Source organism: Micromonospora sp. NPDC005299, assembly GCF_042872345.1.
Taxonomy (GTDB): domain Bacteria; phylum Actinomycetota; class Actinomycetes; order Mycobacteriales; family Micromonosporaceae; genus Micromonospora.
Window position 1 is genome coordinate 473,533 of sequence record NZ_JBIAKG010000001.1, and the last position, 25,925, is coordinate 499,457.

At 74.4% G+C, this 25,925-nt stretch carries 20 protein-coding genes and 1 pseudogene; 8 read left to right on the plus strand and 13 right to left on the minus strand.

Annotated features, from left to right (window positions below):
• Nucleotides 1-133: 133 nt before the first annotated feature.
• From ACFYPD_RS02260 to ACFYPD_RS02270, 3 genes and pseudogenes are all read left to right on the plus strand, one after another.
• Nucleotides 134-1,918, plus strand: a complete 1,785-nt coding sequence (locus tag ACFYPD_RS02260; protein ID WP_387107853.1) for a PspC domain-containing protein — start codon at nt 134-136, stop codon at nt 1,916-1,918.
• Nucleotides 1,915-2,193, plus strand: a pseudogene (locus tag ACFYPD_RS02265) (hypothetical protein); the annotation flags it as partial. The gene ACFYPD_RS02260 and the pseudogene ACFYPD_RS02265, both read left to right, overlap by 4 nt.
• A gap of 517 nt (nt 2,194-2,710) precedes the next feature.
• Nucleotides 2,711-3,958 (plus strand): phosphatidylserine decarboxylase, encoded by a 1,248-nt coding sequence (locus tag ACFYPD_RS02270; protein ID WP_387107855.1) that lies wholly within the window; start codon nt 2,711-2,713, stop codon nt 3,956-3,958.
• 57 nt (nt 3,959-4,015) lie between these two features.
• Here the strand turns inward: ACFYPD_RS02270 and ACFYPD_RS02275 are convergent, their stop codons facing one another.
• The 3 genes from ACFYPD_RS02275 to ACFYPD_RS02285 all read right to left on the minus strand — a co-directional run bounded on the left by ACFYPD_RS02275 (nt 4,016) and on the right by ACFYPD_RS02285 (nt 7,260).
• Entirely contained in the window at nt 4,016-4,927 is a 912-nt protein-coding gene (locus ACFYPD_RS02275; protein ID WP_387107857.1) for a CDP-alcohol phosphatidyltransferase family protein, read from the minus strand.
• A 345-nt stretch (nt 4,928-5,272) separates the two neighbouring features.
• Nucleotides 5,273-6,184, minus strand: a complete 912-nt coding sequence (locus tag ACFYPD_RS02280; protein WP_387109152.1) for an NUDIX domain-containing protein — start codon at nt 6,182-6,184, stop codon at nt 5,273-5,275.
• 128 nt (nt 6,185-6,312) lie between these two features.
• The gene (locus ACFYPD_RS02285; RefSeq protein ID WP_387107858.1) at nt 6,313-7,260 is read right to left on the minus strand and encodes an NUDIX hydrolase; all 948 of its coding nucleotides are present in this window, start codon (nt 7,258-7,260) and stop codon (nt 6,313-6,315) included.
• 144 nt (nt 7,261-7,404) lie between these two features.
• On the opposite strand from ACFYPD_RS02285, the gene ACFYPD_RS02290 reads away from it, so the two are divergent.
• Nucleotides 7,405-7,767 carry a PspC domain-containing protein gene (locus ACFYPD_RS02290; protein ID WP_387107861.1) on the plus strand — a complete coding sequence of 121 codons (363 nt, stop codon included), beginning with the start codon at nt 7,405-7,407 and terminating at the stop codon, nt 7,765-7,767.
• Between the two features lie 7 nt (nt 7,768-7,774).
• Here ACFYPD_RS02290 and guaA read toward each other — a convergent pair whose 3' ends face one another.
• Both guaA and ACFYPD_RS02300 read right to left on the minus strand, forming a co-directional pair.
• On the minus strand, nt 7,775-9,328 hold the full coding sequence (gene guaA, locus ACFYPD_RS02295) for a glutamine-hydrolyzing GMP synthase (RefSeq protein WP_387107863.1): 1,554 nt from the start codon (nt 9,326-9,328) through the stop codon (nt 7,775-7,777).
• Nucleotides 9,329-9,396: 68 nt separating this feature from the next.
• Nucleotides 9,397-11,094 (minus strand): FAD-dependent oxidoreductase, encoded by a 1,698-nt coding sequence (locus ACFYPD_RS02300; protein ID WP_387107865.1) that lies wholly within the window; start codon nt 11,092-11,094, stop codon nt 9,397-9,399.
• Between the two features lie 146 nt (nt 11,095-11,240).
• Between ACFYPD_RS02300 and ACFYPD_RS02305 the strand changes: the two genes are divergently transcribed.
• The gene (locus ACFYPD_RS02305) at nt 11,241-12,353 is read left to right on the plus strand and encodes an LCP family protein (RefSeq protein ID WP_387107867.1); all 1,113 of its coding nucleotides are present in this window, start codon (nt 11,241-11,243) and stop codon (nt 12,351-12,353) included.
• Between the two features lies 1 nt (nt 12,354).
• On the opposite strand, the gene ACFYPD_RS02310 is transcribed toward ACFYPD_RS02305, so the two are convergent.
• The 4 genes from ACFYPD_RS02310 to guaB form a co-directional block, all read right to left on the minus strand.
• Nucleotides 12,355-13,812, minus strand: coding sequence for a M1 family metallopeptidase (locus ACFYPD_RS02310; protein ID WP_387107870.1), 1,458 nt, complete (start codon nt 13,810-13,812; stop codon nt 12,355-12,357).
• Between the two features lie 90 nt (nt 13,813-13,902).
• A complete protein-coding gene (locus tag ACFYPD_RS02315; protein WP_387107873.1) occupies nt 13,903-15,297 on the minus strand; it encodes a M1 family metallopeptidase in 1,395 nt (464 codons plus the stop codon).
• Between the two features lie 72 nt (nt 15,298-15,369).
• Nucleotides 15,370-16,488: a GuaB3 family IMP dehydrogenase-related protein gene (locus ACFYPD_RS02320; RefSeq protein WP_387107875.1), complete on the minus strand. Its 1,119-nt coding sequence runs from the start codon at nt 16,486-16,488 to the stop codon at nt 15,370-15,372.
• A gap of 30 nt (nt 16,489-16,518) precedes the next feature.
• On the minus strand, nt 16,519-18,081 hold the full coding sequence (gene guaB, locus ACFYPD_RS02325; protein WP_387107878.1) for an IMP dehydrogenase: 1,563 nt from the start codon (nt 18,079-18,081) through the stop codon (nt 16,519-16,521).
• 197 nt (nt 18,082-18,278) lie between these two features.
• On the opposite strand from guaB, the gene ACFYPD_RS02330 reads away from it, so the two are divergent.
• The gene (locus ACFYPD_RS02330; protein ID WP_387107880.1) at nt 18,279-18,683 is read left to right on the plus strand and encodes a DUF5319 domain-containing protein; all 405 of its coding nucleotides are present in this window, start codon (nt 18,279-18,281) and stop codon (nt 18,681-18,683) included.
• Between the two features lie 9 nt (nt 18,684-18,692).
• Here ACFYPD_RS02330 and ACFYPD_RS02335 read toward each other — a convergent pair whose 3' ends face one another.
• Entirely contained in the window at nt 18,693-19,508 is an 816-nt protein-coding gene (locus ACFYPD_RS02335; protein WP_387107883.1) for a response regulator transcription factor, read from the minus strand.
• Between the two features lie 257 nt (nt 19,509-19,765).
• On the opposite strand from ACFYPD_RS02335, the gene ACFYPD_RS02340 reads away from it, so the two are divergent.
• Nucleotides 19,766-20,149, plus strand: a complete 384-nt coding sequence (locus tag ACFYPD_RS02340) for a WhiB family transcriptional regulator (protein ID WP_387107885.1) — start codon at nt 19,766-19,768, stop codon at nt 20,147-20,149.
• A gap of 362 nt (nt 20,150-20,511) precedes the next feature.
• Here the strand turns inward: ACFYPD_RS02340 and ACFYPD_RS02345 are convergent, their stop codons facing one another.
• The 3 genes from ACFYPD_RS02345 to groES all read right to left on the minus strand — a co-directional run bounded on the left by ACFYPD_RS02345 (nt 20,512) and on the right by groES (nt 24,326).
• Complete coding sequence (locus ACFYPD_RS02345) at nt 20,512-22,173, minus strand: molybdopterin-dependent oxidoreductase (RefSeq protein WP_387107888.1); 1,662 nt, start codon at nt 22,171-22,173, stop codon at nt 20,512-20,514.
• Between the two features lie 124 nt (nt 22,174-22,297).
• Entirely contained in the window at nt 22,298-23,941 is a 1,644-nt protein-coding gene (gene groL / locus ACFYPD_RS02350; protein ID WP_387107891.1) for a chaperonin GroEL, read from the minus strand.
• Between the two features lie 70 nt (nt 23,942-24,011).
• Nucleotides 24,012-24,326, minus strand: a complete 315-nt coding sequence (gene groES, locus ACFYPD_RS02355) for a co-chaperone GroES (RefSeq protein ID WP_018222648.1) — start codon at nt 24,324-24,326, stop codon at nt 24,012-24,014.
• A 313-nt stretch (nt 24,327-24,639) separates the two neighbouring features.
• On the opposite strand from groES, the gene ACFYPD_RS02360 reads away from it, so the two are divergent.
• Nucleotides 24,640-25,863 (plus strand): methyltransferase domain-containing protein, encoded by a 1,224-nt coding sequence (locus ACFYPD_RS02360; protein ID WP_387107894.1) that lies wholly within the window; start codon nt 24,640-24,642, stop codon nt 25,861-25,863.
• Nucleotides 25,864-25,925: the final 62 nt, after the last annotated feature.

Here is a 25,925-nt window from a genome sequence, read left to right on the forward strand (position 1 = left end):
AACCGATCGTCACACGGCCGGACCGCCCCGGACCACGGGGACGCCCCGGACATCCTCGGCCCCGGGATCTCAGGGTGGGGTCAGGGTCGGGTCCTGAGGACGCTCGGGCGGCCGGGGCAGCAGGATCGGAGGCATGACCGAGGAAGCTGCCCGTCCGCCCCGCCCCGGGGCGGCAGCACAGGACGGGCCACCGCCACCCCCGCCGGGGCCGGCGCCCACCGCCGCCGACGCCACGGCACCCCCGCCGTTCGGGTCCACCCCGCCGCCGCCGGGCGCGCCGCCCACCGGCGGCGCCCCGTTCGCCGACCCGCCACCCACCGGGTACGCCCCACCGCCCGGCGGCGCCGGCTTCACCTCCCGGTACGGGTTGGTCCGCCCCCGGGAGGGCCGCTACCTGGCCGGTGTCTGCGCGGCGATCGGCCGGGCCACCAACACCGACCCGGTGCTGTGGCGGGTGCTCCTGGCCGTGCTGGGCTTCTTCGGCGGCATCGGCATCCTGGTCTACGTCACCGCGTGGCTGATCATCCCGGGCGAGGGGGACACCGCCTCGCCGGTGGAGTCGATGCTCGGCCGCGGCCGGTCCAGCATGTCCCCGATCACCGTGATCGTGCTCAGCATCGTGGTCGCGGTCGGCTTCGGCTACGTCGTCACCAACGGGTTCCGGGCGATCCTGCTCGGCGCGGTGATCCTGATCGGGGGCGCGCTGCTGCTCAACCGCGACCAGCGCGGCCCGGCGACCCGGACGGCGGCGCCCGGCGCGCCCCCCGGCCCGCCGCCGGGTCCGGTCCCCCCGGTGGCCTGGCCGGCGCCGTCGACCGCCGCGCCCGCTCCCGACGTGCCGGCCGCCGCCGGGCCGGTCCCGACGCCGGCCACTCCGTCGGCACCCTGGTCCGGCACGCCCGCCGAGGCGCCGTGGTCCGGCGAGCCGCCGGTCACCGCCCCGCCGGCCGCCCGGCCCGAGCCGGGATACCCGCCCGCGCCGGTGTCCGCCGCCGGCTGGCCGGCGGCGACCGTGGCCCGGCCCGCCTGGTCCGAGCCGGAGCCCACCGTGGCGCGGCCGCCGGCAGTCCCGGGCAGCCGGACCGGCGAGGCGTGGCCCGGTGCCGAGGCGACCCCGGCGTGGTCCGCCGCGCCGACGACCGGCAGTCCCTACGGCGAGCCCGTCGCCGTGCCGCCGCCCGCCCCGGTGGGCGCGCCACTGCCGCCGGGCGGCTACCGGCCGCCGTTCGCCCCGCACGGCCCGTACGCCGGGTCGACCCCGCCCGCCCCGCCGCCGGCCCGCCCGGCCCGGCCGCCGAAGCGGCCGAAGGAGCGCTCCGCGCTCGGCGCGGTCACCTTCTCGCTGATCTTCCTGGCACTGGGCCTGGTGGCGATGCTCGACCTGCTCGACGTCTTCCCGGTCGGCGCGGCGGGCTACTTCGCCGCGGTGCTGGCCACCATCGGGCTCGGGCTGCTCGTGGGCACCTGGTTCGGCCGGGCCCGCTGGCTGATCGCACTCGGTCTGGTGACCGCGGCGGCGCTCGGCATCGCCACCGTCGCCGAGTCCTACGACCGGGTCCGCGGGATCGACGGAAACGTCACCTGGGCCCCGGCCGACTACCGCGACCTGGCCGACCGGTACGAGAACAACTTCGGCGACGCCGTGCTCGACCTGCGCGCGGTCGACTTCGACAAGAAGGACACCCAGGTGACGGTCGAGGTCAACTTCGGCAAGGCGACGGTGGTCGTGCCGCCGAACGTCGACGTCACCACGGTGGCCGACGTCAACGCCGGTGACGCCAACGTCTTCGGCCGGCGGACCGGCGGGCTGAACGGCCGCCAGTGGGAGAACACCGACCTCGGGCCGGACGGTCGCGGCGGCGGCACGCTGCGCCTGCTGGTCCACGTGAACGCCGGAAACCTGGAGGTGACCCGGTGAAGGCTCACCGCACCGACATCGTGTCGTTCGCCTTCGGGCTGGCCTTCCTCGGGCTGTCCGCCTGGTGGCTGCTGGCCCGGATCCTCGGGCTGGCACTGCCCCCGGTGGGCTGGTTCCTGGCCGGCGCGCTGATCCTGATCGGACTGCTCGGGCTGGTCGGCGCGCTGCGCTCGGGCCGGCACACCGAGCCGGAACCGGCGGAGGCCACCGTGTCCGCCCCCTACGAGACCGGCACGCCGGCCGGCGCCACGCCCACCGGCGAGGAGGCGGACGAGTGGGTCGGGGGCGCCGTGACCGACGCGCCGCTCGCGGCGCGGGAGGACCGTCCGTTCGACGCCGAGCCACGCTGGTCGCCGGAGATTCCGGGCGAGCCGGCGACCCGCGAGCTGCCCCCGGTCGAGCCGGCGCCGGAGGGGCGGGCGGAGCCCGTGACCCGCGAACTGCCGGCCGCCGCCGAGGAGCGGGACGGCACGACCGGGCCGGCCACCCGCGAGCTGCCGGCCGCGGCCGAGGGCCGGAACGACACGACCGGGCCGGTCACCCGCGAGCTGCCGGTGGTCGACGAGGCGGCGGACCGGCCGGGGGGCGGCCCGCGTAGCGGCGGGGACGGGCCCGGCTGACCGCGGCGGTGCGGGCCGCCGACGGCGCCGCCTATGCTGGCTGGTGGAGATCTCGACTCCGCCGGCCGGCCCACCCGTGGCGCCCCGGTCGCGGCCGGGGCGCCCGGTCGACCGGGACGCCCGGGTCGGTTCCGCCGCCGTCCGTCTCTACCTCGTCAGGAGCCCGTCCGAGATGACCCAGTCCCCCGCCGTGCGCGTCACCGGCCCCGCCGGTGCGGTCCGCGTCGGCGAGCGCGCCGCCCGCACCCTCGTCAGCGAGTTCGCCCGGCGTAACGACGCGAAGGCCGGCCTGCTGGTCGGCGCGACCCCGGAGTCCGCGGTGCTGGCCGCGGCGATCGAGGCGCTGCTCCCCGGCGACCGGCTCACCGTCGTGCCGGCGGAGGGCGCCTCCGCGGCCGCGCTCCGCGCGCACCTCACGGCCCAGGGCCGCTGGGTGGAAGACCGGGTACGCGTGGTCGACGCCCTCGCCGAGGCGGACGCCGCCGCGGTGGTGATCGTGGCCGAGCCGTTCACCGGCACGGCCGAGGAGGCCCGCGCCGCCGTCGACGGGCTGGCGAAGTACCTCGCCGAGGGGGCCGTGCTGAGCGTGGCCGCGCCGCTGTTCCGCACCGAGGGCGCCGGGGCCGAGCTGGACCGGCAGGGGGTGCTGCACGGCGTCCGCACCGACCTGGTGCTGCGCAACTCCCCGCCGGTACGCGTGCACCACCTGCGCTCCACTCCGGCGCCGGCCGCGTTGGCCGCCTCGCTCTCGCCGGCGTACCGGCCGTCGAGCGTGCCGCTGACCCGGAGCATGCACATCGACTCCAACGGCGTGGCCGCGGCCGGCATCACCCTCGGCCTGGCCGCGCTGGCCCGGGCCGCCCGGCCGAAGTCCCGGCTCTGGCTGCTGCCTGCGCTGGCCGCCGCCCCGGTGGCGGCGTTCTTCCGGGACCCGGAGCGGGACGTGCCGGAGGACCCGTCGGCCGTGGTCGCCTCGGCGGACGGTCAGGTCCTCTCGGTGCAGCGGCTGCACGACGAGCGCTTCGGCGACGGGGAGTGGCTGCGGATCGCGGTCTTCCTGTCCGTGCTGGACGTGCACGTCAACCGCTCCCCGGTGGCCGGCAAGGTGGTCGACTACTTCGTCGCCGACGGCGGCTTCGTCAACGCCATGAAGCCGGACGCCGAGCACAACGTGGCCGCGTACACGGTGCTGGACACCGACCACGGCACGGTGGTGGTGGCGCAGCGCACCGGGCTGATCGCCCGCCGGATCGTGCAGCGGGCGCCGGTGGGCGCGCTGCTGGCCCGGGGCGAGCGCTTCGGCCTGATCCGGTTCGGCTCGCGCACCGACGTCTACCTGCCGGCCGACGCCGCCGAGCCGCTGGTCGGCCCGGGTGACAAGGTGGTCGGCGGGTCGACGGTCATCGCCCGCTGGAGCTGATCCCACGGACGCGAAAAGGGGCGCCGCTCTCGCGGCGCCCCTTTTCGGTGGTACGGGTCAGGCGGTGTGGCGCTGGCGGAGCCAGAGGACCGGGCCGCTGACCAGGTAGCCCACCACCACGAGGGCGAAGGTGAGCCGGATGTCGACCAGCGCGCCGACCACCGGGGCCAGCCAGAGCCACGGCGGCAGCTTCACCAGCCGGGCGAGCTTCGCGTAGGGGAAGCTGGAGACCATGGCGAAGGCGAGCAGCGCCACGCCGGCGACCATGACCAGGCCGGAGACCGGCACCCCGATCGCCACGGTCAGGGCCAGCACTGCGGCCGCCATCGTGGTCGGCACGCCGCAGAAGAACCGGCCGTCCTTGGGCGAGACGTTGAACCGGGCGAGCCGGATGGCGGCGCAGGCCGCGACCAGGGCGCAGGCGACCGCGGCAGCCGCCGGCGGCACCGAGCCGGCCAGCGAGGCGTAGACCACGACCGGCGCGGCGAGGCCGAACGAGCACATGTCGGCCAGCGAGTCCATCTGCGCGCCGAACGGGCTGGCCACATTGAGCTTGCGGGCGAGCGCCCCGTCCAGGCCGTCGAACGCGACGCAGGCGATCAGGCAGAGTGCCGCGATCCGGACCTCGCTCTGCATGGCCAGGAAGATCGCCAGCATGCCGAGCATGAGGCTGCTCAGGGTGCAGGCGTTGACCAGCGCGAACTTCGCCCGGCGGGCGGCGGTGCGCTCGCCCGGCAGCAGCGGGATCGACATGGCCGGCGACTCGTCGACCGGCGTGGCCGGGCCGAGCGCCGGGCTGACCGGCATCACGGCCTCGACCTCGGCCTCGTAGCGGCCGTAGCGGCGACGCTGGCGGTCGGACCAGCGGCGGTCGGGAGTGACCAGGTCGGTCCCGGTGACGGCGTCGCCGTCCCGGCGGCCCACCCGGACCAGCAGCACCTGGCGGGCGAACGTGCTGCTGCGGCGCAACCGGCCCGCCCAGCGACGCCCTGCGGGGCGCGGACTGTCAGTCGTACGACGCCGGCGCCATGGGGCTCTCGGCACGTTTCCTCCATCACCGGATCGGGTTACCGCCACGCGGGCGGGTGTCCGGCTGTCTCGTGCCGGACCTTTCGGGCCCGGCAGCCCATTTGCGGAGTACACCATTGCACAGGGGATAGGGGATTGGCGATAGCTGCCGGCGGTACTTATAACTCTCTTAACCGCGCGAACCGCTCAGTTATTCCCATCTCGGGCTTCATCGCCCGTTTTCGTCGGCCAATCCCACCTACCGACTGTACCGGAGGCGGCCCACGGCGGCTCGGTGAGCGGGCGTCAGCTACCCCGATGCCCGGTTGCGCGGGCCGCCACCTCGGTCATCCGCAGGCCACTGACCTGGTCGGGGGCGAACCACGCGGCCCGCGCGGTGGAGCCGCCCGCGAGTTCGGTCACCACCGCCTCGGTCGGGGCGTCCACCCGGACGCGATAGACGACCCGTACGCCGTGCCAGTCCAGCGGCCGCCCCTCCGGGCCGAGCGCGGCCGGGTTGTGCAGGTTGTCCACGGCCAGCAGGTCGACCACCCGGCCGAGCTGGCCGGCCTCCTCGACCAGTTCGCGGAGCAGGCCGGCGGCGGGCTGCTCCCCATGGTCGGTGCCGCCGCCGGGGAGGTGCCACCTCCCGGCGCCCGGGTAGCCGTCGGCGATCATGGTGAGCAGCACCCGCCCGGCCGGGTCGGTGACCAGCCCGTACGCGGCGAAGCGCTGCCGCCGGTCGGTGTCCGGGGCGACCGGGCCGGGCGGCAGCGCCCGGGGCAGGTCCGCCGGCAGGGGCGACACCGGCACCCCGAGCAGGTCGGCGGTGAACGGCATCAGCGGCACGGCCGCCGCCTCGTCCGGGGTGAACCAGCCCAGCTCGTCGCTGCCGCCCGCCGGCTCCGGCCGCAGTTCACCGCCGCGCGCCTCGATCTCGAAGACCAACCGGTCGGTGTGCACCGCGACACCGTCGGCCGGGAAGGCGGCCACGTCGGCGACCGCGGCCCGGATGGCGCCGGCCGCGACGGCCAGCCCGGTCTCCTCGGCGAACTCGCGCTCGACGGCCCGCGCGGGGTGCTCGGCGTGCTCGATCCCGCCCCCCGGCAGCTGCCACACCCCGGGATAGGGACACGCATCCGACCCCCGCGCCAGCAACACCCGCCCGCGCTCGTCCCGCAGCACCCCGTACGCCCCGATCCGCCGCCGCTCCTCCACCCGCACCCACTCCCCCGTCCGCCCAGTCCGTCGATCATGAATTTATTGCCCGCCGGCTCGGCGTGTCCTGGCAATAACTTCATGATCGCCGTTGAGGGGCGGCGGTGAGGGTGAGGGGGCGGGGGGGGTCAGATCAGGTGGGCGGCGTGGACGGCTTCGGCGGTCACCTCGGTGAGGCGGTCGGTGGGGAGGGCGCCCAGCTCCTCGCGGCGGAACCAGCGGGCCTCGCAGGTGGAGCCGCCGACGTCGGCCACCGTGGGCGGGGCGGGCTGGTCGACGACCACCCGGTAGAAGGCGCGTACGCCGTGCCAGTCGATCGGGTAGCCCTCGGGGCCGAGCGAGGCGGCGTCCCGGTGGCTGGCCACCCCGAGCAGCTCGACCAGGCGGCCGGTCTGCCCGGTTTCCTCGACCAGTTCCCGGATCAGGGCGGCGCCCGGCTGCTCGCCGTAGTCGGTGCCGCCGCCGGGCAGGTGCCAGCAGCCGGCGCCCGGGTAGCCGTCGGAGACCCGGGTGAGCAGCACCCGCTCCTCCGGGTCGGTCACCACGGCGTACGCGGCGAAGCGCTGCGCCCGGTGCAGCCCGTCGGGACCGGGGACGGCGTAGAACGAGGGGAACTCGGGCACCTCCTCCGGCACGATGTCGTCGGAGGAGGTGGGCAGGCCCAGGGCGCGCGCCGCGAACGAGCGCAGCGGAAGCTCCCGGGCCTCGTCGAGGGTGAACCAGCGGGCCAGGTCGGTGGGGCGGTCGACCCGGTCGGCGAGCGTCCCGCCCCGCACCGAGACCGTGTAGAGCAGCCGGTCGGTGTGGATCGTGATGCCGCGCTCGGGCAGCGCCCGCATGTCGGCGAGGACGTCCTGGAGGGCGGCGACGGCGACCGAGAGCCCGGTTTCGGCGGCGGTCTCCCGGACGACGGTGTGCTTGGGGTCCTCACCGTGGTCGACCGCCCCGCCGGGCAGCGACCACGTGCCGGGGGTGCCGGAGCGCTCCGATGCGCGGACCAGCAACACTCGGCCGTCTGAATCAGCACAAACTGCGTATGCCGCGATCCTGCGCAGCGGCTCCAGCAAGGTGGTCACGGGAGGAAATTCTCCCCGGATGCCGTGACCGACATCGAAAAGAGTCAGATTCCTGACTCTTGGCTGGCGCCTCAGGGGCGCGTCAGGGTAGGAGTCCGGGCGGTCACCGAGGTCGTCCGCCGGACCGCGCGGGACCGTGGAGACATGACCTCCACGAACCCCTCCCAGGCCCCGTACAAGCAGCTCCGCCGGCCGGTCACCGACCGGATGCTCGCCGGCGTGGCCAGCGGCCTCGGCCGCTACTTCGCCGTCGACCCCACCCTCGTGCGGGTGGCCTTCGCGGTCGCCACCCTGCTCACCGGCGGTATCGCCGCGCTGGCGTACCCGATCATGTGGTTCCTGATGCCCGAGGAGCCGGCGGGCGCGCCCGCCTGGCCGCATCCCCCGGGCACCGCGCCCGGCTGGCCGCCGGTCCCGCCGACGACCCCGGGCCCGTACGCGGCGCCGGCCACGCCCGAGCCGGCGCCCCGGCCGGCGCCTCAGCCGCCGACGCCGCCGGCGGCCTGACCCGGCGTCACTCCCACTCGATGGTGCCCGGCGGCTTGCTGGTCACGTCCAGGACCACCCGGTTGACCTCGGCGACCTCGTTGGTGATCCGGGTGGAGATCCGGGCCACCACCTCGTAGGGCAGCCGGGACCAGTCGGCGGTCATCGCGTCCTCGCTGGAGACCGGGCGCAGCACCACGGGATGCCCGTAGCTGCGCCCGTCGCCCTGCACGCCGACGCTGCGCACGTCGGCCAGGAGCACCACCGGGAACTGCCAGACGCCCCGGTCGAGGCCCGCCGCGGTGAGCTCCTGCCGGGCGATCAGGTCGGCCTTGCGGAGCACCGCGAGGCGCTCCTCGTCGACCGCGCCGATGATCCGGATGGCCAGGCCCGGGCCGGGGAACGGGTGCCGCCAGACCATCGCCTCGGGCAGCCCCAGCTCCAGGCCGAGCGCGCGGACCTCGTCCTTGAACAGCGTGCGCAGCGGCTCGACGAGGGCGAACTTCAGGTCCTCGGGCAGCCCGCCGACGTTGTGGTGGCTCTTGATGTTGGCGGTGCCGGTGCCGCCGCCGGACTCCACGACGTCCGGGTAGAGGGTGCCCTGCACCAGGAACTCGACGTCGCCGTGCGAGGCGATCTCCCGGGCGGCGGCCTCGAAGACCCGGATGAACTCCCGGCCGATGATCTTGCGCTTCTGCTCGGGGTCGGTCACCCCGGCCAGCGCGCCGAGGAACCGCTCGCGGGCGTCGACCACCTTGAGCTTGATGCCGGTGGCGGCGACGTAGTCCTTCTCCACCTGCTCGGCCTCGCCCGCGCGGAGCAGGCCGTGGTCGACGAAGACGCAGGTGAGCTGGTCGCCGACGGCCTTGTGCACCAGCGCCGCGGCGACCGCCGAGTCGACGCCGCCGCTGAGGCCGCAGATGACCTCCTTGTCACCGACCTGCGCCCGGATCCGGGCCACCTGCTCGTCGATGATGTTCTCGGGCGTCCAGGTCGGCTCGATGCCGGCGATGTCGTGCAGGAAGCGGGCGAGCATCTCCTGGCCGTGCGCGGTGTGCCCGACCTCCGGGTGGAACTGCACCCCGGCCCGGCGGCCGGTCAGGTCCTCGAACGCGGCGACCGGCGCGCCCGCCGACTCGGCGGTCACCGCGAAGCCGGCCGGGGCCTCCGTGACGCAGTCGCCGTGGCTCATCCACACCGGCAGGTCGTCGGGGAGGTCGCGGAGCAGCACGCCGGCCTCCGGGCGGGCGCGCAGCGGGGTGCCGCCGTACTCGCGGTTGCCGGTGCGCGCCACGGTGCCGCCGAGCGCCTGCGCCATGGCCTGGAAGCCGTAGCAGATGCCGAAGACCGGAACCCCGGTGTCGAACATCCCGGCGTCGATCTGCGGGGCGTCCGGCGCGTAGACGCTGGACGGGCCGCCGGACAGGATGATCGCGGCCGGGTCCTTCGCCAGCATCTCGGACACCGGCATCGAATGCGGGACGATCTCCGAGTAGACCTTCGCCTCGCGGACGCGGCGCGCGATGAGCTGGGCGTACTGGGCTCCGAAGTCCACCACGAGGACGGGGCGAGGCGTGCTCATGTGCAGCAACCCTACCGACAGTCACCCTCGGCGCGGGCCGCGCCCCGGTGTGTCGCGCGCCGCGTCGCTCAGAGGCGCAGCGCGGCAGGGGCGTGGGCGGGCACGGCGGGCTGCTTCGGCGCGACCGGGACGAGCCGGCGGTAGGGCGCACCGAGCGGCGGGCGGGGGTCGTCCTCCCCCCGGTTGGGCCAGAACGACATGGCCCGCTCGGCCTGCGCGGTGATCGTCAGCGACGGGTTCACGCCCAGGTTCGCCGACACCGCCGCGCCGTCCACCACGTGCAGCCCCGGGTGGCCGTGCACCCGGTGGTACGGGTCGATCACCCCGCGCTCCGGGCTGTCGCCGATCACCGCGCCGCCCAGGATGTGCGCGGTCATCGGGATGTTGAACGGCTCGGTGACCGCCCCGCCGGGCGTGCCGTCGATCTCCTCGGCGAGCAGCCGCACCGCCTCGTTGCCGGCCGGGATCCAGGTCGGGTTGGGCGCGCCGTGCCCCGGCCCGGAGACCAGCCGGCGGCCGAACCGGCCGCGCCGGAGGCGGGTGGTGAGTGAGTTGTCGACCGACTGCATGACCAGGGCGATCACGGTGCGCTCGGACCAGCCGCGCACCGAGAGCATCCGGGCGGCCAGCCCGGGCTGCCGGACGATGCTGCCGAGCCACCGCCGGACCCGGTGCGGGCCGCCGTCGACCAGCAGCGACTGGAGGAGCCCCATGGCGTTGGAGCCCTTGCCGTAGCGGACCGGCTCGATGTGGGTCTGCGGGTCGGGGTGGAACGAACTGGTGATCGCCACCCCCTCGGTGAAGTCGAGGCCGCGCCGCCGGGCCTGGCCGGGCCCGACCGAGGCGCCGAGGATGGCCTCCGAGTTGGTGCGGGTCAGCTCGCCGAGCCGGGACGACAGGTGGGGCAGCGCCCCGGTTGCCTTCATCTCGTGCAGCAGCCGCTGGGTGCCCAGCGCGCCGGCCGCGAAGACCACCTGGTCGGCGTGGATCACCTGGCGGCGCTTGCGCACCCAGGCGCCGGTGCGCTCGGTGTGCACCTCGTAGCCGCCGTCGGCGGCGGGGCGTACCGCGGTCACCGTGGTCAGCGGGTGGACCTGCGCGCCGAGCCGCTCGGCCAGCCAGAGGTAGTTCTTGACCAGCGTGTTCTTCGCGCCGTGCCGGCAGCCGGTCATGCACGAGCCGCAGTGGCTGCACCCCGTCCGGTCCGGGCCTACCCCGCCGAAGTACGGGTCGGGCACGCGCTCACCGGGGCGGCCGATGTGCACGCCCACCGGCGTCGAGTGGAACGTGTGCCCCACCCCCATCCGCTCGGCCACCGCCCGCATGGCCCGGTCCGCCCCGGTGTGGATCGGGTACGCGGTGACGCCGAGCATCCGCTTCGCCTGGTCGTAGTGGCGGGCCAGTTCGTCGCGCCAGTCGGTGATGTCCCGCCACTGCGGGTCGGCGTAGAACGCGTCGAGCGGCTCGTAGAGCGTGTTCGCGTAGACCAGCGAGCCGCCGCCGACCCCGGCGCCGGCGAGCACCAGCACCCCGCCGCCGGCCTTCCGGTCGGCCGAGCGGAGCAGGGTGATCCGCTGGAGGCCGTAGCAGCCGAGCTTCGGGGCCCACAGGAAGCGCCGCGCCCGCCAGGAGGTGCGGGGGAACTCGTCGTCGGCGAAGCGCCGGCCGGCCTCCAGGACCCCGACGGTGTAACCCTTCTCGGCCAGCCGGAGCGCCGTGACGCTGCCGCCGAAACCGGACCCGATGACGACCACGTCGTACCGCATGCACGCATCATTACCGACCGGTAGCTATAGCGCCAGCGAGAGTTTTTCGCAGATCATGCAGAGCGCTCGATCCAACGGGATTCCCGCCCGGGCAACCGACGGCCCTCCGTCGCGCGTCGAGTGGAAGACGGGGGAAGGAGACCACGATGACGCGACGACGGTGGCTGCTCGGGCTGGCCGCCCTGGTGGCCGTGGTACTGGTCGCCGCCGGCGCGGTGGTGACCACGCGGCTCGTCTCCCGGACGTCACCCGGCCCGGTCGCCGGGCCGGCCGCGCCGAGCCCGTCCCCCGCCACGCCGACCACGCCGGCCCCGGTGACCTCCAGCCCCACCCCGCCGCCCGGCGCCGACCTGAAGGGACCGCTCAACCTGCTGCTGGTCGGGGTGGACACCCGGGTCAGCGTGCCGGGCTGGGAGCCGCACGCCGACGCCGTGCTGGTGCTGCACGTGCCGGCCGGACTGGGCCGCGCGTACCTCTTCTCGCTCCCCCGCGACCTGGTGGTCGACATCCCGGCCTACCCGAAGGCCGGCTACCCGGGCGGCCGGACCAAGCTCACCCACGCGATGAGCTACGGCAGCCGGGTCCCCGGCGACAAGAAGCACCCCAGCACCGCCCAGGGGTACGAGCTGCTGCGCACCACGGTCAGCCGGTACACCGGGCTGCGCATCGACGCCGGCGCGGTGATCACCTTCGGTGGCTTCGACAAGCTGGTCGACACCCTCGGCGGCGTGGACCTTCACGTCGACCAGCGGGTCGTCTCGATCCACCGCCGGCCGGACGGGCGCTACCGGGACCGGGTCGGCAGCACCTACACCGGGCCGCAGATGGTCTACCAGCCGGGCAACCGGCACCTGACCGGCTGGCAGGCGCTCGACTACGCCCGTCAGCGCTACACAGCCGGTGGCGACTACACCCGGCAGCGGCACCAGCAGCAGCTCATCCGGGCGCTGGCCCGGAAGATCCTCGACCAGGGGCTGGCCCGCGACCCGGACCGGGTCGAGCAGGTGGTCGCCGCGCTCGGCAAGACCCTGGTGTACGTCGGCGGCGGCCGCCGGCTGGTCGACTTCGCGTACGCCCTGGGCGGCCTGCCGGCGGAGAAGTTCGTCCTGGTCGGCCTCCCCGGCGACGCGGTGGGCAGCGGCGGGTCCTACCGGGGCGAGCAGCTCCGGCCGGTGGGCCGCCAGTTCCTCACCGCGCTGCGGGGCGGCAGCGCCGACGCGTACCTGGCCGCGCACCCCTCGCTGAGAGTGAAGACCTGACTCAGAGCGGCTTCGGGGTCGGCGGGCGCTCGGTGCCGTACAGCCAGGCGTCGAAGAGCTTGTCGAGCTTCTTGCCGGAGACCCGCTCGGCGAGCGCCACGAACTCGTCGGTGGTGGCGTTGCCGTTCTTCTTCTCCGCCGCCCAGGTGCGCAGGATGGTGAAGAAGGCGCTGTCGCCGACCGCCACCCGCAGCGCGTGCACGGACATCCCGCCCCGCTCGTAGACCGACCGGCCGAACAGGTTCGCCAACCCCGGCTTGCCCGGCGGCGTACGCCAGACCTGGCTCGACGCGGCCCCGTACCTCTGCTCGAAGGTGCGCTGGACGGTGGACTCCCCGGCGTGCTCGGCCCAGAGCCACTCGGCGTACGTGGCCAGCCCCTCGTTGAGCCAGATGTCCTGCCAGCGCTGGAGGGAGACGCTGTCGCCGTACCACTGGTGGGCCAGTTCGTGCGCGACCACGCCGGAGTTGTCGCCCTGCCGGAAGAACCCGGCCGAGTAGACCGGCCGGCTCTGCGTCTCCAGCGCGTACCGGATCCGGTCGTCGGCGACCACCACCCCGCCGTACGCGTCGAACGGGTACGGCCCGAAAATGCTCTCCAGGTAGTCGGCCACCTCGACGGTCCGCGCGATCGACCGGTCCGGCGCACCCTCGGCCACCTGCGTGGTGACCGCGCTGTACACCGGCCGTCCCTTGTGCTCGCCGGTGGTGACCCGGAACTTCCCGATCGCCACCATGGTCAGGTAGCTGGCCATCGGGGCGTCCTCGGACCAGCGCCAGGTGGTCCAGCCGCCCTTGGTGCTCCGTCCCTTCGGGACCCCGTTGCTGACCGCGGTGAGCCCCTTCGGCACGGTGATCTCGATGTCGTAGGTGGCCTTGTCGGAGGGGTGGTCGTTGACCGGGTACCAGGTGCTGGCCGACTCCGGCTGGCCGAGCGCGACCGCCCCGTCGGAGGTGTGCAGCCAGCCGCTCTCGCCGAGCACGTCGTTGTCCAGCGCAGCCGGCTGGCCGTCGTACCGGATCTCGGCGACGAAGCCGTTGCCGGAGGTGAGACCGGTGGCCGGGGTGACGACCAGCTCGTTGCCGGCGCGGGTGTGGCCGGACTTCGCTCCGTCCACGGTGACCGAACGCACCGTCAGCCCGGCCAGATCCAGGTTGAACGCCGACAGGTTGGCGGTCGCCGTGGCCCGCAGGGCGGTGGTGCCGGTGAGCCGGTCGGACGCCGGGTCGTAGCGCACCTTCACCGTGTAGTGGGCGACGTCGTAGCCGCCGTTGCCGTAACTCGGGAAGTAGGCGTCTCCGGCGCCGGGCGCACCCGGCGCGAAGCTGCGCTCGGACGTCGGGCTGGGCGCGGTGAGCCCCGGCGTGGCCCGGTCCGGCTCGGTCGCACCGCACCCGGTGAGCAGCAGCGCTCCACAGAGCAGCAGCCCGAGCCGTCGTCGTCCGCCGCGCCGCGCCATCGCCTCGATCCCTCCCGGACCAGAACCGTGGCGGCCCTGCCCGGGGCCGCTCCGCCCGCGGCAGCCTAACCGGCGACGATCACGTCCGCGTCACGGCAGGGCCGGCGCGCTCGCCCCGACCAGCCAGGCGTCGAAGAGCGGGCGTAGCGGTTTCCCGGCCGTCCGCTCGGCGTACCCGACGAAGTCGGCCGTGGTGGCGGTGCCGTTCCGACGCTCGGCGAGCCAGCCGCGCAGGATGCGGAAGAAGGTCGCGTCGCCGACCGCGCGGCGCAGCGCGTGCACGGCCAGCGCGCCGCGCTGGTAGACCGCGTCGCCGAACATCGCGGCGCGGCCGGGGTCCACCGAGGGCCTGGTCCAGTCGGTGACCGCGTACCGGTCGGCGAAGGCCCGCTCGACGGTGCGCCCGCCGTCGTGCTCGGTCCAGAGCCATTCCGCGTACGTGGCGAAGCCCTCGTTGAGCCAGAGGTCGCTCCACCGGGCCACCGAGACGCTGTCGCCGAACCACTGGTGGGCCAGCTCGTGGGCGACCACCTCGGTGTTCGGCCGGGTGCCGCGGAAGAAGCCGGGCCCGTAGACCGGACGGGACTGGGTCTCCAGCGCGTACCGGATCCGGTCGTCGGCCACCACGATCCCGCCGTACGCGTCGAACGGGTACGGCCCGAATCGGCCGGCCAGGAAGTCGGCGATCTCGCCGGTGCGGGCCACCGAGGCGGCGGCCGGCCCGTCCGCGGGCAGCTTGCCGGCGACGGCGGTGACCATCGGCTTCCCGGCGTGGGTGCCCGTCGCGACCCGATAGTCGCCGATCACCAGGGTGGACAGGTAGCTGGCCATCGGGCTGCCCTCGGACCAGCGCCAGGTGGTCCAGCCGCCCGTGCTCTCGCTCCCCTTCGGCACCCCGTTGCTCAGCGCGGCGAGCCCGTCCGGGACGGTCACCTGGAGGTCGTAGGTGGCCTTGTCGGAGGGGTGGTCGTTGACCGGGTACCAGGTGCTCGCCGACTCCGGCTGGCCCAGCGCGATCGCCCCGTCCCCGGTGGCCTGGAATCCGCCGTCGCCCAGCTCGGCGCTGGGCAGCGGCTCGGGCACCCCGCCGTACGCCACCTCGACGGTGAACCGCTGCCCGGCCGGCAGGCCGTGCGCCGGGGTGACGACCAGCTCGGCGCCGTCACGCCGGTGCTTCGCCGGGGCGCCGTCGACGCGTACCCGGTCGACGGTCAGGCCGGCCAGGTCGAGCTGGAACCGGGACAGGGCCCTGGTGGCGGTGGCGGTCAGGACGGCCTCGCCGGTGAGCCGGTCGTCAGCCGGGTCGTAGCGGACCGTCAGCGCGTAGTGCCCGACGTCGTAGCCGCCGTTGCCGGACCCCGGCACGTACGGGTCGCCCACGTCCGCCGCGCCCGGGTGGAACCGCCCGTCGTCGTCCCCGGTGCAGCCGCCGGCCAGCAGCGCGACGGCGAGCACCGCTGCGCCCCACGGCCGGCCCCGCGTCATCCGCCGAGCCTAGACGCGCGACGGCGCGGGTGGGATCGGAATCCCCACCCGCGCCGACGGTCGCTCATCCGGTCAGCGGTCGAGGACCAGGCCGACCTTCTGGAACTCCTTGAGGTCGCGGTAGCCGCACTTGGCCATCGCCCGGCGCAGCCCGCCGAAGAGGTTGAGCTGGCCGTCCGGCTCGTCGGCCGGGCCGAAGAGCAGCTTCTCCATCGAGCCGAGCGGCTCGCCGGCCACCTCGAACGCGCCCCGCGGCAGCGACGGGTGGCTGGCGGCCGAGTGCCACCAGGCACCGCCGGCCGGCGCCTCCTCGCAGAGCGACAGCGGCTCGCCGAGCATCACGGCGTCCGCCCCGCAGCCGAGCGCCTTGGCGATGTCGCCGGAAGTCTGCATGTCGCCGTCGGCGATCAGGTGCACGTACCGGCCGCCGGTCTCGTCGAGGTAGTCGCGGCGGGCCGCGGCGGCGTCGGCGATGGCGGTGGCCATCGGCACCCGGATGCCGAGCACCGACTCGGTCGTGGACCAGTCGTCGCCGCCGATGCCGACGATCACGCCGGCCGCGCCGGTGCGCATCAGGTGCAGCGCCGTCTTGTAGTCGGTGCAGCCACCGACGATGACCGGCAGGTCGAGGTCGGCGATGAACTCCTTGAGGTTCAGCGGCTCGTCGGTGGTGGAGACGTGCTCGGCGGAGACGATGGTGCCCTGGATGACCAGGATGTCCACGCCGGCGTCGAGGATCACCGGAGCGAGCGCCAGGGTGTGCTGCGGGGAGACCCGGACGGCCACCGTGCCGCCGCCGTCGCGCAGCTCGCGGACCCGCTCGGCGATCAGGTCGGGACGGATCGGCTCCGCGTAGACCTCCTGGAGCCGCTTGGTGGCCCGGGCGTCCTCGTCCAGGCCACCCAGCTCCTCCAGCACCTTGGCCGGGTTCTCGTAGCGGGTCCAGAGGCCCTCGACGTTGAGCACGCCGAGACCGCCGAGCTGGCCGAGCCGCACCGCCGAGGAGGGGCTCATGGTCGCGTCCGAGGGGTGCGCGACGCAGGGGATGCCGAACTGGTAGGCGTCGAGCTGCCACGCGGTGGAGACGTCGTCGACGTCCCGGGTGCGACGGCTCGGCACGATGGCGATGTCGTCCAGGTGGTAGCCGCGCTGCGCGGTCTTGCCCAGCCCGATCTCGACCACGTCACGCATGGGGGACTCCAGGTGGTTGGGGGTGGTGGGTCAGCGGGTGTGGTAGTTGGGCGCCTCGACGGTCATCTGGATGTCGTGCGGGTGGCTCTCCTTGAGGCCGGCCGCCGTGATCCGGATGAGCTGGCCGCGCTGGTGCAGCTCGGGGATGCTCTCGGCACCCGCGTAGCCCATCGCCAGCCGCAGCCCGCCGGTGAGCTGGTGGGCGACCTGGGCGAGCGGACCCCGGTACGGCACCTGCCCCTCGACGCCCTCCGGGACCAGCTTCTCGTCGCTGGTCACGTCCTGCTGGAAGTAGCGGTCCTTCGAGTAGGACTTGGCCTGGCCGCGGGACTGCATCGCGCCGAGCGAGCCCATCCCCCGGTACGCCTTGTACTGCTTGCCGTTGATGAAGATCAGCTCGCCCGGGCTCTCCTCGCAGCCGGCCAGCAGGCTGCCGAGCATCACCGTGTCGGCGCCGGCCACCAGCGCCTTGGCGATGTCGCCCGAGTACTGGATGCCGCCGTCGCCGATCACCGGCACGCCGGCCGGGCGGGCCGCCCGCGCGGCCTCCATGATCGCCGTGATCTGCGGCACGCCCACCCCGGCCACGATCCGGGTGGTGCAGATGGCGCCCGGGCCGACGCCCACCTTGACGCCGTCGGCGCCCGCGTCGACCAGCGCCTTCGCGCCCGCGTACGTGGCGATGTTGCCGCCCACGATGTCGATGGCGACGTCCTTCTTGAGCCGGGCGACCATCTCCAGCACGGCCCGCTGGTGGCCGTGCGCGGTGTCCACGATGAGCATGTCCACCCCGGCGTCGACCAGGGTGCGGGCCCGCTTGTACGCGTCCTCGCCGACGCCCACCGCGGCGGCGACCCGGAGCCGGCCGGCCTCGTCCTTGGTGGCGTTCGGGTACTGCTCGCTCTTGGTGAAGTCCTTGACCGTGATCAGCCCGCGCAGCTTGCCGGCCTCGTCGACGATCGGCAGCTTCTCGACCTTGTGGCGCCGCAGCAGGTCGAGGGCCTCGTCCTTGCTCACCCCGACCCGGGCGGTGATCAGCGGAGCCCGGGTCATGATGTCGCGGACCGGGGTGGCCGGGTCGGAGACGAAGCGCATGTCGCGGTTGGTCACGATGCCGACCAGCTCGCCCTGCCCGTCGACCACCGGCACGCCGGAGATGCGGTAGCGGCCGCAGAGCGCGTCGACCTCGCGGAGGGTGTCGTCCGGGCTGGCGGTCACCGGGTTGGTGATCATGCCGGACTCGGAGCGCTTGACCAGGTCGACCTGGAGCGCCTGGTCCTCCACGGAGAGGTTGCGGTGCAGCACCCCGATGCCGCCCTGGCGGGCCATGGCGATCGCCATCCGCGCCTCGGTGACGGTGTCCATCGCGCTGGACAGCAGCGGGACGTTCAGCTCGATGTGGCGGGTGAGCATGGTGCGGGTGTTCACCCGGCTCGGCACCACGTCCGACTCGCCCGGCTGAAGGAGCACGTCGTCGAAGGTCAGCCCGAGCGGCACCAGCCGGGCCGAGCCGGTGGGCAGCTCGGGCATTTGGCCGCCCAGCTCACCGCCGCCGCGGCCGGCCGGGATCTCGGTGCTGGGCGAATTCTCCACGATTGCTCCCCTGAGCTGGTCGGACGGGCTGCAGCGAGGCGGCGCGCGCGGGCACCGGCGCACGCCGGTAAGACGGCGCGTCGCTTCATCGTACCCATTGAGCTGCTCCGCCCCCGGCAGCGGCGGGCCCGGGTAGGCGGCGCCACAGGGAGTCGCCGGGGCGGACTTTCCGGCGGGTCGGGGACTACGGTGAGGGGGTGCACGACGAGCCCATCGACCCGTTCAACGGCGACCCGGCCGATCCGGCTGCCGGTCTGCACGACCCGCGCCAGGACGACCCGCTCGACCCGCTGACCGAGATCGAGCGGCAGGACGTCCTGGAGGATCTTGCCGACCTGGAGATCTACCAGGCCCTGCTGCAGCCGATCGGGGTCCGCGGCCTGGTCATCGAGTGCGAGGACTGCCGCGAGCCGCACTACTTCGACTGGGACCTGCTCCGCGGCAACCTGCGCCACCTGCTCGACTCGGGGCGGCCCCGGGTGCACGAGCCGGCCTACGACCCCGACCCGGACCACTACGTGAGCTGGGACTACGCCCGCGGCTACGCCGACGGCGTGCACGACACCCTCACCGAAGGCACCGACGACTCCGCCGAGGAGTGAGCCGCCGGCTCAGGCGACCAGGCCGGCGCGGAAGCCGGCGGCCACGGCGTGCGCCCGGTCGCGCGCGCCCAGCTTGCGGAACAGCCGGCGGGCGTGCGTCTTGACGGTGTCCTCCGACACGAACAGCTCCCGCCCGATCTCCGCGTTGCTCTTCCCCTCGGCCATGCCGAGCAGCACCTGAAGCTCACGCTCCGTGAGGCCGATGGCGCTGCGCGGGGTGCGCGCCGGCCGCTGCGGGCCGCCCGCCGGCGCGGGCTCCGCCTCGGCTGCCGCCGGGTCGGCGGGGTCCTCGCCGCGCTGCACGGGAACCACCGTGGGCGCCCCACCGGGACCCTCCGCCGCACCCGCCGGCCACGCGGGCCCGGCCGGGGTACGCCCCGGCGCGGCCGACCGGGCCGGCCCACCGACCGCCGCGGCGTCCCGGGCCGGGTCGGTGACCCGGTGCCGGTTCGTGCGCCCGGGGGCGGAGAGCAGCAGCAGGGCCTTGGCTACCGCGCTGGTCAGGTCGTGGTCGGCGTTCTGGATGAGGCCCCGCGCCCCGGCGCTGATCGTGGCCGCGGCGGCCTCCGACTCCTCGGCGCCGAGCAGCAGCACGGCGGCCTGCGGGGCGCGGGCGAGCACCCGCCGGACGAAGCCGGCGCTGTCCGGCCGGGTGAGGGCGGTGTCGGCGAGCACCACGTCGACCTGGCGCTCGGCGAGCCGCAGCATCACCTCGGGATCGGAGACGGCCGTCCGGAGCACGCCCGACAGCCCGAGCCGCGCCGCCGCGGAGGTCAGGTGCTGGGCTGCGAGTGGTGTCCGAACGCACACGAGAACGCTACGCACAGTGGTCTCCTCTCCGCCTCAGAGCAGACCACGACGGGGTGTGCTCGGGAGGAGGTTCCGGGCAATCATCCGAACTTTTCCGGCAGATGGGGCATATGCCGCCAACTGTCCGAGGTTTTCGATCACAGATGTGTGAGCGCGGGAAAGCCCGGGTACCGAGGGGTCACTCCGGAATCGGTGTCCCGCGCGGACCACCGCCCCGGTAGGAGCTGACCACGAAGATTTCTCCGCGGTGCCGCGCGGGAGGAGGGGTGCTGATGTCGAACGTACGCAGACTTCCCGGACCCATTGTCGACCTCTGGGACTGGCAGCGGCTCGGTGCCTGCCGCGGGCGGGACAGCGCGCAGTTCTTCCACCCGGACGGCGAGCGCGGCTCGTCGCGGCTGCGCCGCGAGTCCGGCGCCAAGGCCGTCTGCCGTGCCTGCCCGGTGCGCGCCGAGTGCGCCGCCCACGCCCTCGCGGTCCGCGAGCCCTACGGCGTGTGGGGCGGCTTCAGCGAGTCGGAGCGGCTGCGGCTGCTGGCCCTCGGCTGGGAGGATCTGGCCGACCGCCGGCAGGCCCGGGTGGACGTCGCCCGGCTGGAGGCCCGCCTCGGCCGGCCGCACAAGTCCGCCGTCCCGGACCAGCGCAAGGTCGCCTGACCGCGACCCGACCATCGCGACGCCGCGCTCCTCTCCCGGGGCGCGGCTTCGCCGCGTTTTCGGCGCTGCCGTCCCGCCGGCGTCGTCCGCGCGACCCACCGCCGGCCCTGGAGAGACCTGGCGGGGACTACGAACTTGATGACGTAGATGACTCGCCAGGCAGGGACGGACGCCGCCCGTGTCCCCACAAACTTGATGACGTAGGTCGTCTCCGCCGGCGTCGCGGGTGCCCGCGTCCGAGTCGTTCACGACATCAAGTTCGTAGCCTCAGACGAGGATCCTGCCGACCCGACGGACGGTGGGCCCGATCCCCGGGCGGCGGGTCACCGTAGCCGACCTGTCACGGCCCTGACGGGCGCGGATCAGCCGACCTTGACGGGGACGGTGTGCCAGCCGGTGGCGCCGTCCGGGGCGACCGGACGCCGCTGCTCCGGCTGGGTCTCCCCCGCTGAGTCCGTGGCCCGGACCTGGAGGGTGTGGTCCCCCGGGGTGGCGTCCCAGCGCCACGACCACTGCACCCAGGTGTCCACCGAGACCGTCGGGGCCAGGGTCGCCTCCCGCCAGGGACCGCCGTCGACGCGTACCTCGACGTTGCGGATGCCCCGGTGCTGGGCCCAGGCCACCCCGGCGACCGTGACCGGGCCGGCGGTGAGCGGGTTGCGCCGGCGCGGCGTGTCGATCCGGGACTGCGTCCTGATCGGCCCCTGCGCCGACCACCCGCGCGGCACCCAGTACGCGTCGAAGTCCGCGAAGCTGGTCAGCTCCAGCTCGGTCACCCACTTGCAGGCCGAGACGTACCCGTAGAGGCCGGGCACCACCATCCGCACGGGGAAGCCGTGCTCGACCGGCAGCGGCTCGCCGTTCATCCCGACCGCGAGCAGCGCGTCCCGCCCGTCCCGCAGCACCGCCGTGGGGGTGCCGCAGGTCCAGCCGTCGACCGAGCGGCCGACCACCTGGTCCGCCCCCTCCTCCGGCTCGACCTCGTCCAGCAGTTCCCTTATCGGCACACCCAGCCAGCGGGCGTTGCCGATCAGGTCGCCGCCCACCTCGTTGGAGACGCAGGCCAGGGTGACGTAGCGCTCGACCATCGGCCGGGCGAGCAGATCGTCGAAGCTCAGCTCGATCGGATTGCGCACTCGGCCGTGGACGCGCAGCCGCCAGGTCGCGGGGTCCACCTGCGGCACCACCAGGGCGGTGTCGATCCGGTAGAACTCCCGGTTCGGGGTGACGAAGGGGGCGAGCCGGCTCACCGACAGGTCCGCGCCGGCCGGCACCGGCGGGGCGGGCGCCGCCGGCGTGGGCAGCCGCACCGCCTCCCGGGCCGCCGAGACGCCCCGCCGCCCGGCCAGCCAGTGCCCGCCCAGCCCGGCCACCGCCGCCGTGCCGGCCAGCAGGCCGACGCCGCGCAGGAACCGTCGGCGCGACTCGTGGTCGCCGCCATCGAGCGGCTCCCACCCGGCCGGAGTGTCGTCCCGTGCGAGCGCGGCGACGGCCGGGGGCGGCGTGGGCGCGGACGGCGTGGGCGCGGACGACGTGGGCGCGGGCGGCCCTGGCTCCGGCGTGACCGACGACGCCCACGGCCTGGCGCCCTCTCCGAGCGGACCGGCGACGAAGGCCCAAAGCGTCAACGCCCCCAGCAGGCCGCCGACCAGGGAGGGCAGCGCGTCGAAGGCGTCCGCGCCGGCCCGGGTCAGCGCGGCGGCGACCCCGAGGGCGGCGAACGCGGCGATGCCGGCCAGGCCGATCCGGAGCCGCCGGGCCGCCAGCACGCCGAACAGCGCCGCGATCGCGGCCAGCAGCACCGCCGTGCCGACCAGGAGAGCGATCTTGTCGTACCGGCCGAAGACCGCGATGGCGAACTGCTTGAGCGGCTCCGGCACCACGTCGACGACCAGCCCGCCGACGGCGATGAGCGGGGCCGAGCGGGGGCCGGTGAGGACGGCCACCGGTTCGGCGACGCCGATCGCGACGGCGGCGGCCGTGACCCCGGCCAGCGCGGCCTGACCGCGCGACATGCTGTTCACGGCGACCAGTGTCGTCGCTCGGAGCGGGCCATCGCCAACCTCGTCAGCGTTCCGTAAGCAGATACGGGTCAGGGCACACCGCCGGGTGGCGGTGTGCCCTGACGTCAGGCCGTACGGCTTGGGATCAGAAGCCCGGGCCGTGCTGGTGGCCGTGCCCGTGGCCGTGGCCGTGACCGGCGTCGGCCGGCTCGGCCTTCTCCGGCTTCTCCACCACCAGGCTCTCGGTGGTGAGCAGCAGGCCGGCGATCGACGCGGCGTTGGTGACCGCGTTGCGGGTCACCTTCACCGGGTCGAGGATGCCGGACTTGACCAGGTCGACGTACTCGCCGGTGGCGGCGTCGAGGCCGTTGCCCCACTCCTTGCCGGCGACCTTCTGCACCACCACGTAGCCGTCGTGGCCGGCGTTCTGCGCGATCCAGCGCAGCGGCTCGACCAGCGCCTTGCGCACGATCGAGACGCCGACCTTCTCCTCACCGGTGAAGCCCAGGTCGTCGTCGAGCACCGGCAGGATCTGGGCCAGGGCGGCGCCGCCACCCGGGACCGTGCCCTCCTCGACCGCGGCCTTGGTCGCGGCGATGGCGTCCTCGATGCGGTGCTTGCGCTCCTTCATCTCGACCTCGGTGGCCGCGCCGACCTTGATCACCGCGATGCCGCCGGAGAGCTTAGCCAGCCGCTCGGCCAGCTTCTCCCGGTCCCACTCGGAGTCCGAGGCCTCGATCTCCTTGCGGATCTGGGCGACCCGGTCGGCGACCTCGGTGGACTGGCCGCCACCGTCGACGACCGTGGTGTTCTCCTTGTCGACCACGACGCGGCGGGCGGTGCCGAGCACCTCCAGGCCGACCTGGTCGAGCTTGTAGCCCAGCTCCGGGGCGACCAGCTCGGCGCCGGTCAGGATCGCCATGTCCTGCAGCATCGCCTTGCGGCGGTCGCCGAAGCCGGGGGCCTTCACGGCGCAGACCTTGATGGTCTTGCGGATCGCGTTGACCACCAGCGTGGACAGGGCCTGGCCCTCGACGTCCTCGGCGATGATGAGCAGCGGCTTGTTGTTCTGGAGGACCTTCTCCAGCAGCGGCAGCAGCTCTTCGATCGCCGAGATCTTCTGCGTGGTGATCAGGATGTACGGGTCCTCCAGGACCGCCTCCTGCCCCTCCACGTCGGTGACGAAGTTCGGCGAGATGAAGCCCTTGTCGAACTGGAGACCCTCGGTCACCTCCAGCTCGGTGGTGAGGGCGGAGCCCTCCTCGACGGTGATGACACCGTCGCGGCCGACCCGCTCCATCGCCTCGGCGATCAGCTCGCCGATGGTGGCGTCCTGCGCGGAGATCGTCGCGACGTGCGCGATCGACTCCTTGTCGGCCACCTCGACGGCCCGGCCGAGCAGCGCCTCGGAGACCTTGGCGGCCGCCGCGTCGATGCCCCGCTTGAGGCCGGCCGGGTTGGTTCCGGCGGTCACGTTGCGCAGGCCCTCGCGGACCATGGCCTGGGCCAGCACGGTCGCGGTGGTGGTCCCGTCGCCGGCGACGTCGTTGGTCTTGGTCGCCACCTCCTTGACCAGCTGCGCGCCGAGGTTCTCGTACGGGTTGGTGAGCTCGATCTCCTTGGCGATGGTCACGCCGTCGTTGGTGATCGTGGGCGCACCAAACTTCTTGTCCAGGACGACGTTGCGCCCGCGCGGGCCGAGAGTGACCTTGACCGCGTCCGCGAGGGCGTTGACACCGTGCTCCAGCAGGTGCCGGGCGTCGTCCGAGAAGCTCAGGATCTTCGCCATCTGTATCCCTTCGAAGCGACGTTGCCCCGGCCCGGCGAGCCGGACCGGGGCAACGACACTGATCGGTTGCTTACTTCTCGATGACCGCGAGGACGTCGCGGGCGGAGAGCACCAGGTACTCCTCGCCGGCGTACTTGACCTCGGTGCCGCCGTACTTCGAGTAGAGGACGGTGTCGCCGACCTTGACGTCGATCGGCACGCGGTTGCCCTTGTCGTCGATCCGGCCCGGGCCGACAGCGAGGACGGTGCCCTCCTGCGGCTTCTCCTTGGCGGTGTCGGGGATCACGATGCCCGAGGCGGTGGTGGTCTCGGCCTCGTTCGCCTGGACCACGATGCGGTCCTCGAGCGGCTTGATCGCAACCTTGGTCGCGGTAGTCACGGGCATACCCTCCTGGGGTACTTGGTGTCGTTGCCGGTCGGCACGCCGACCAGCGTCAATCTGCCACATGCCACCGGGCGGGGCCGTCGTCGCGGGTGCCGGTCCGCCTGGCGCTCAACCCCCGGACACCAGGGCCCGGGCGTTGGCACCCTCAGGGTGAGAGTGCTAATCGCAGGTTATTCCTCGGCTAGCACTCCGTCAAGGAGAGTGCCAACGCGCCGCAGCTCGTGTCGCCCTGATTCGGGCACGCCGGGGTCGATCATGACGTGCATCAGGGGTCCGGGCCGGCCGCCCGGGAGGTGGCCGGGAGAATGCCCGGGTGGACCTGGACCAGTTCGCCGCCCTGCGTACCCCCGAGGGGGCGGCCGCGCTCGACGCGGCGGCGCGGGTGGCCGGCGGCGACCCGCTGACGGCGGCGGCGGCGCTCCGCTCCGCCGGGGTGCCGGCCGGGCTCGCCGCGGCGGCGTTGACCCAGGCGGAGCTGCGCCGGCGCGCGGGCGGCAAGTTCGGCCCGGCGGCGTCCGGCATGTTCCTCACCCGGGCGGGGCTGGAGCAGGCCACGCGGGGGGTCGTGGCGCGGCGCCGGGCGGAACGCCTGCGCGCCGCGGGCGTGGCGACGCTCGCCGACCTGGGTTGCGGCCTGGGGGCGGACGCGCTGGCCGCGGCCCGCGCCGGCATCCGGGTGTACGGGGTGGAGGCGGACCCGGTGACCGCCGCGATGGCCGCCGCGAACGCCGAGGCGGCCGGGCTGGCCGACCTGTTCACCGTGGAGTGTGGGGACGCCACGGCGTTCGACGTGACCCGGGTCGACGGGGTCTTCTGCGACCCGGCCCGCCGGAAGGCCGGCACCGGCCGGCGGATCTTCGACCCGAACGCCTACTCGCCGCCCTGGGACTTCGTCACGGGGCTGGCCGAACGGGTGCCGCGCACGGTGGTGAAGGTGGCCCCGGGGCTGGACCACGCGCTGATCCCGGCGGGCGCCGAGGCGGAGTGGGTGAGCGTGGACGGCGACCTGGTCGAGGCGACCCTCTGGTGCGGCCCACTGGCCGAGGCGCCCCGCCGCGCCACCGTGCTCCGGGAGAAGGAAGGGCCTCTTCTTCACGCCTCCGGAGCAGGGGTTCCCTGTTATCAGCTCACCGGCAGCGGCGACGCCGAGGCGCCGGTGGGCCGACCCCGCCGATTCCTGTACGACCCGGACCCGGCGGTGGTGCGCGCGCACCTGGTCGCCGAACTGGCCGACAACCTCGACGCGACGCTGGCCGACCCGACCATCGCCTACCTGTACGGCGACGAGGCCCGGCCGACCCCGTTCGCCCGCTGCCTGGAGATCACCGACATCCTGCCGTTCTCGCTGAAGCGGCTGCGCGCCCTGCTGCGGGAGCGCCGGATCGGCCGGGTGGAGATCCTCAAGCGCGGCTCGGCGCTGGAGCCGGAGAAACTGCGCCGGGACCTGAAGCTGGCCGGCGACGGGGCGGCCAGCCTGGTGCTGACCCGGGTGGCCGGCGCGCCGACCGTGCTGATCTGCCGTCCGGCGGCCGCCTGAGCCGACCGGTCGGCCGCTTCCCGCCTGGCGGTTTCTGCTCGCCCGCCGGGCGGGGGCCGGGT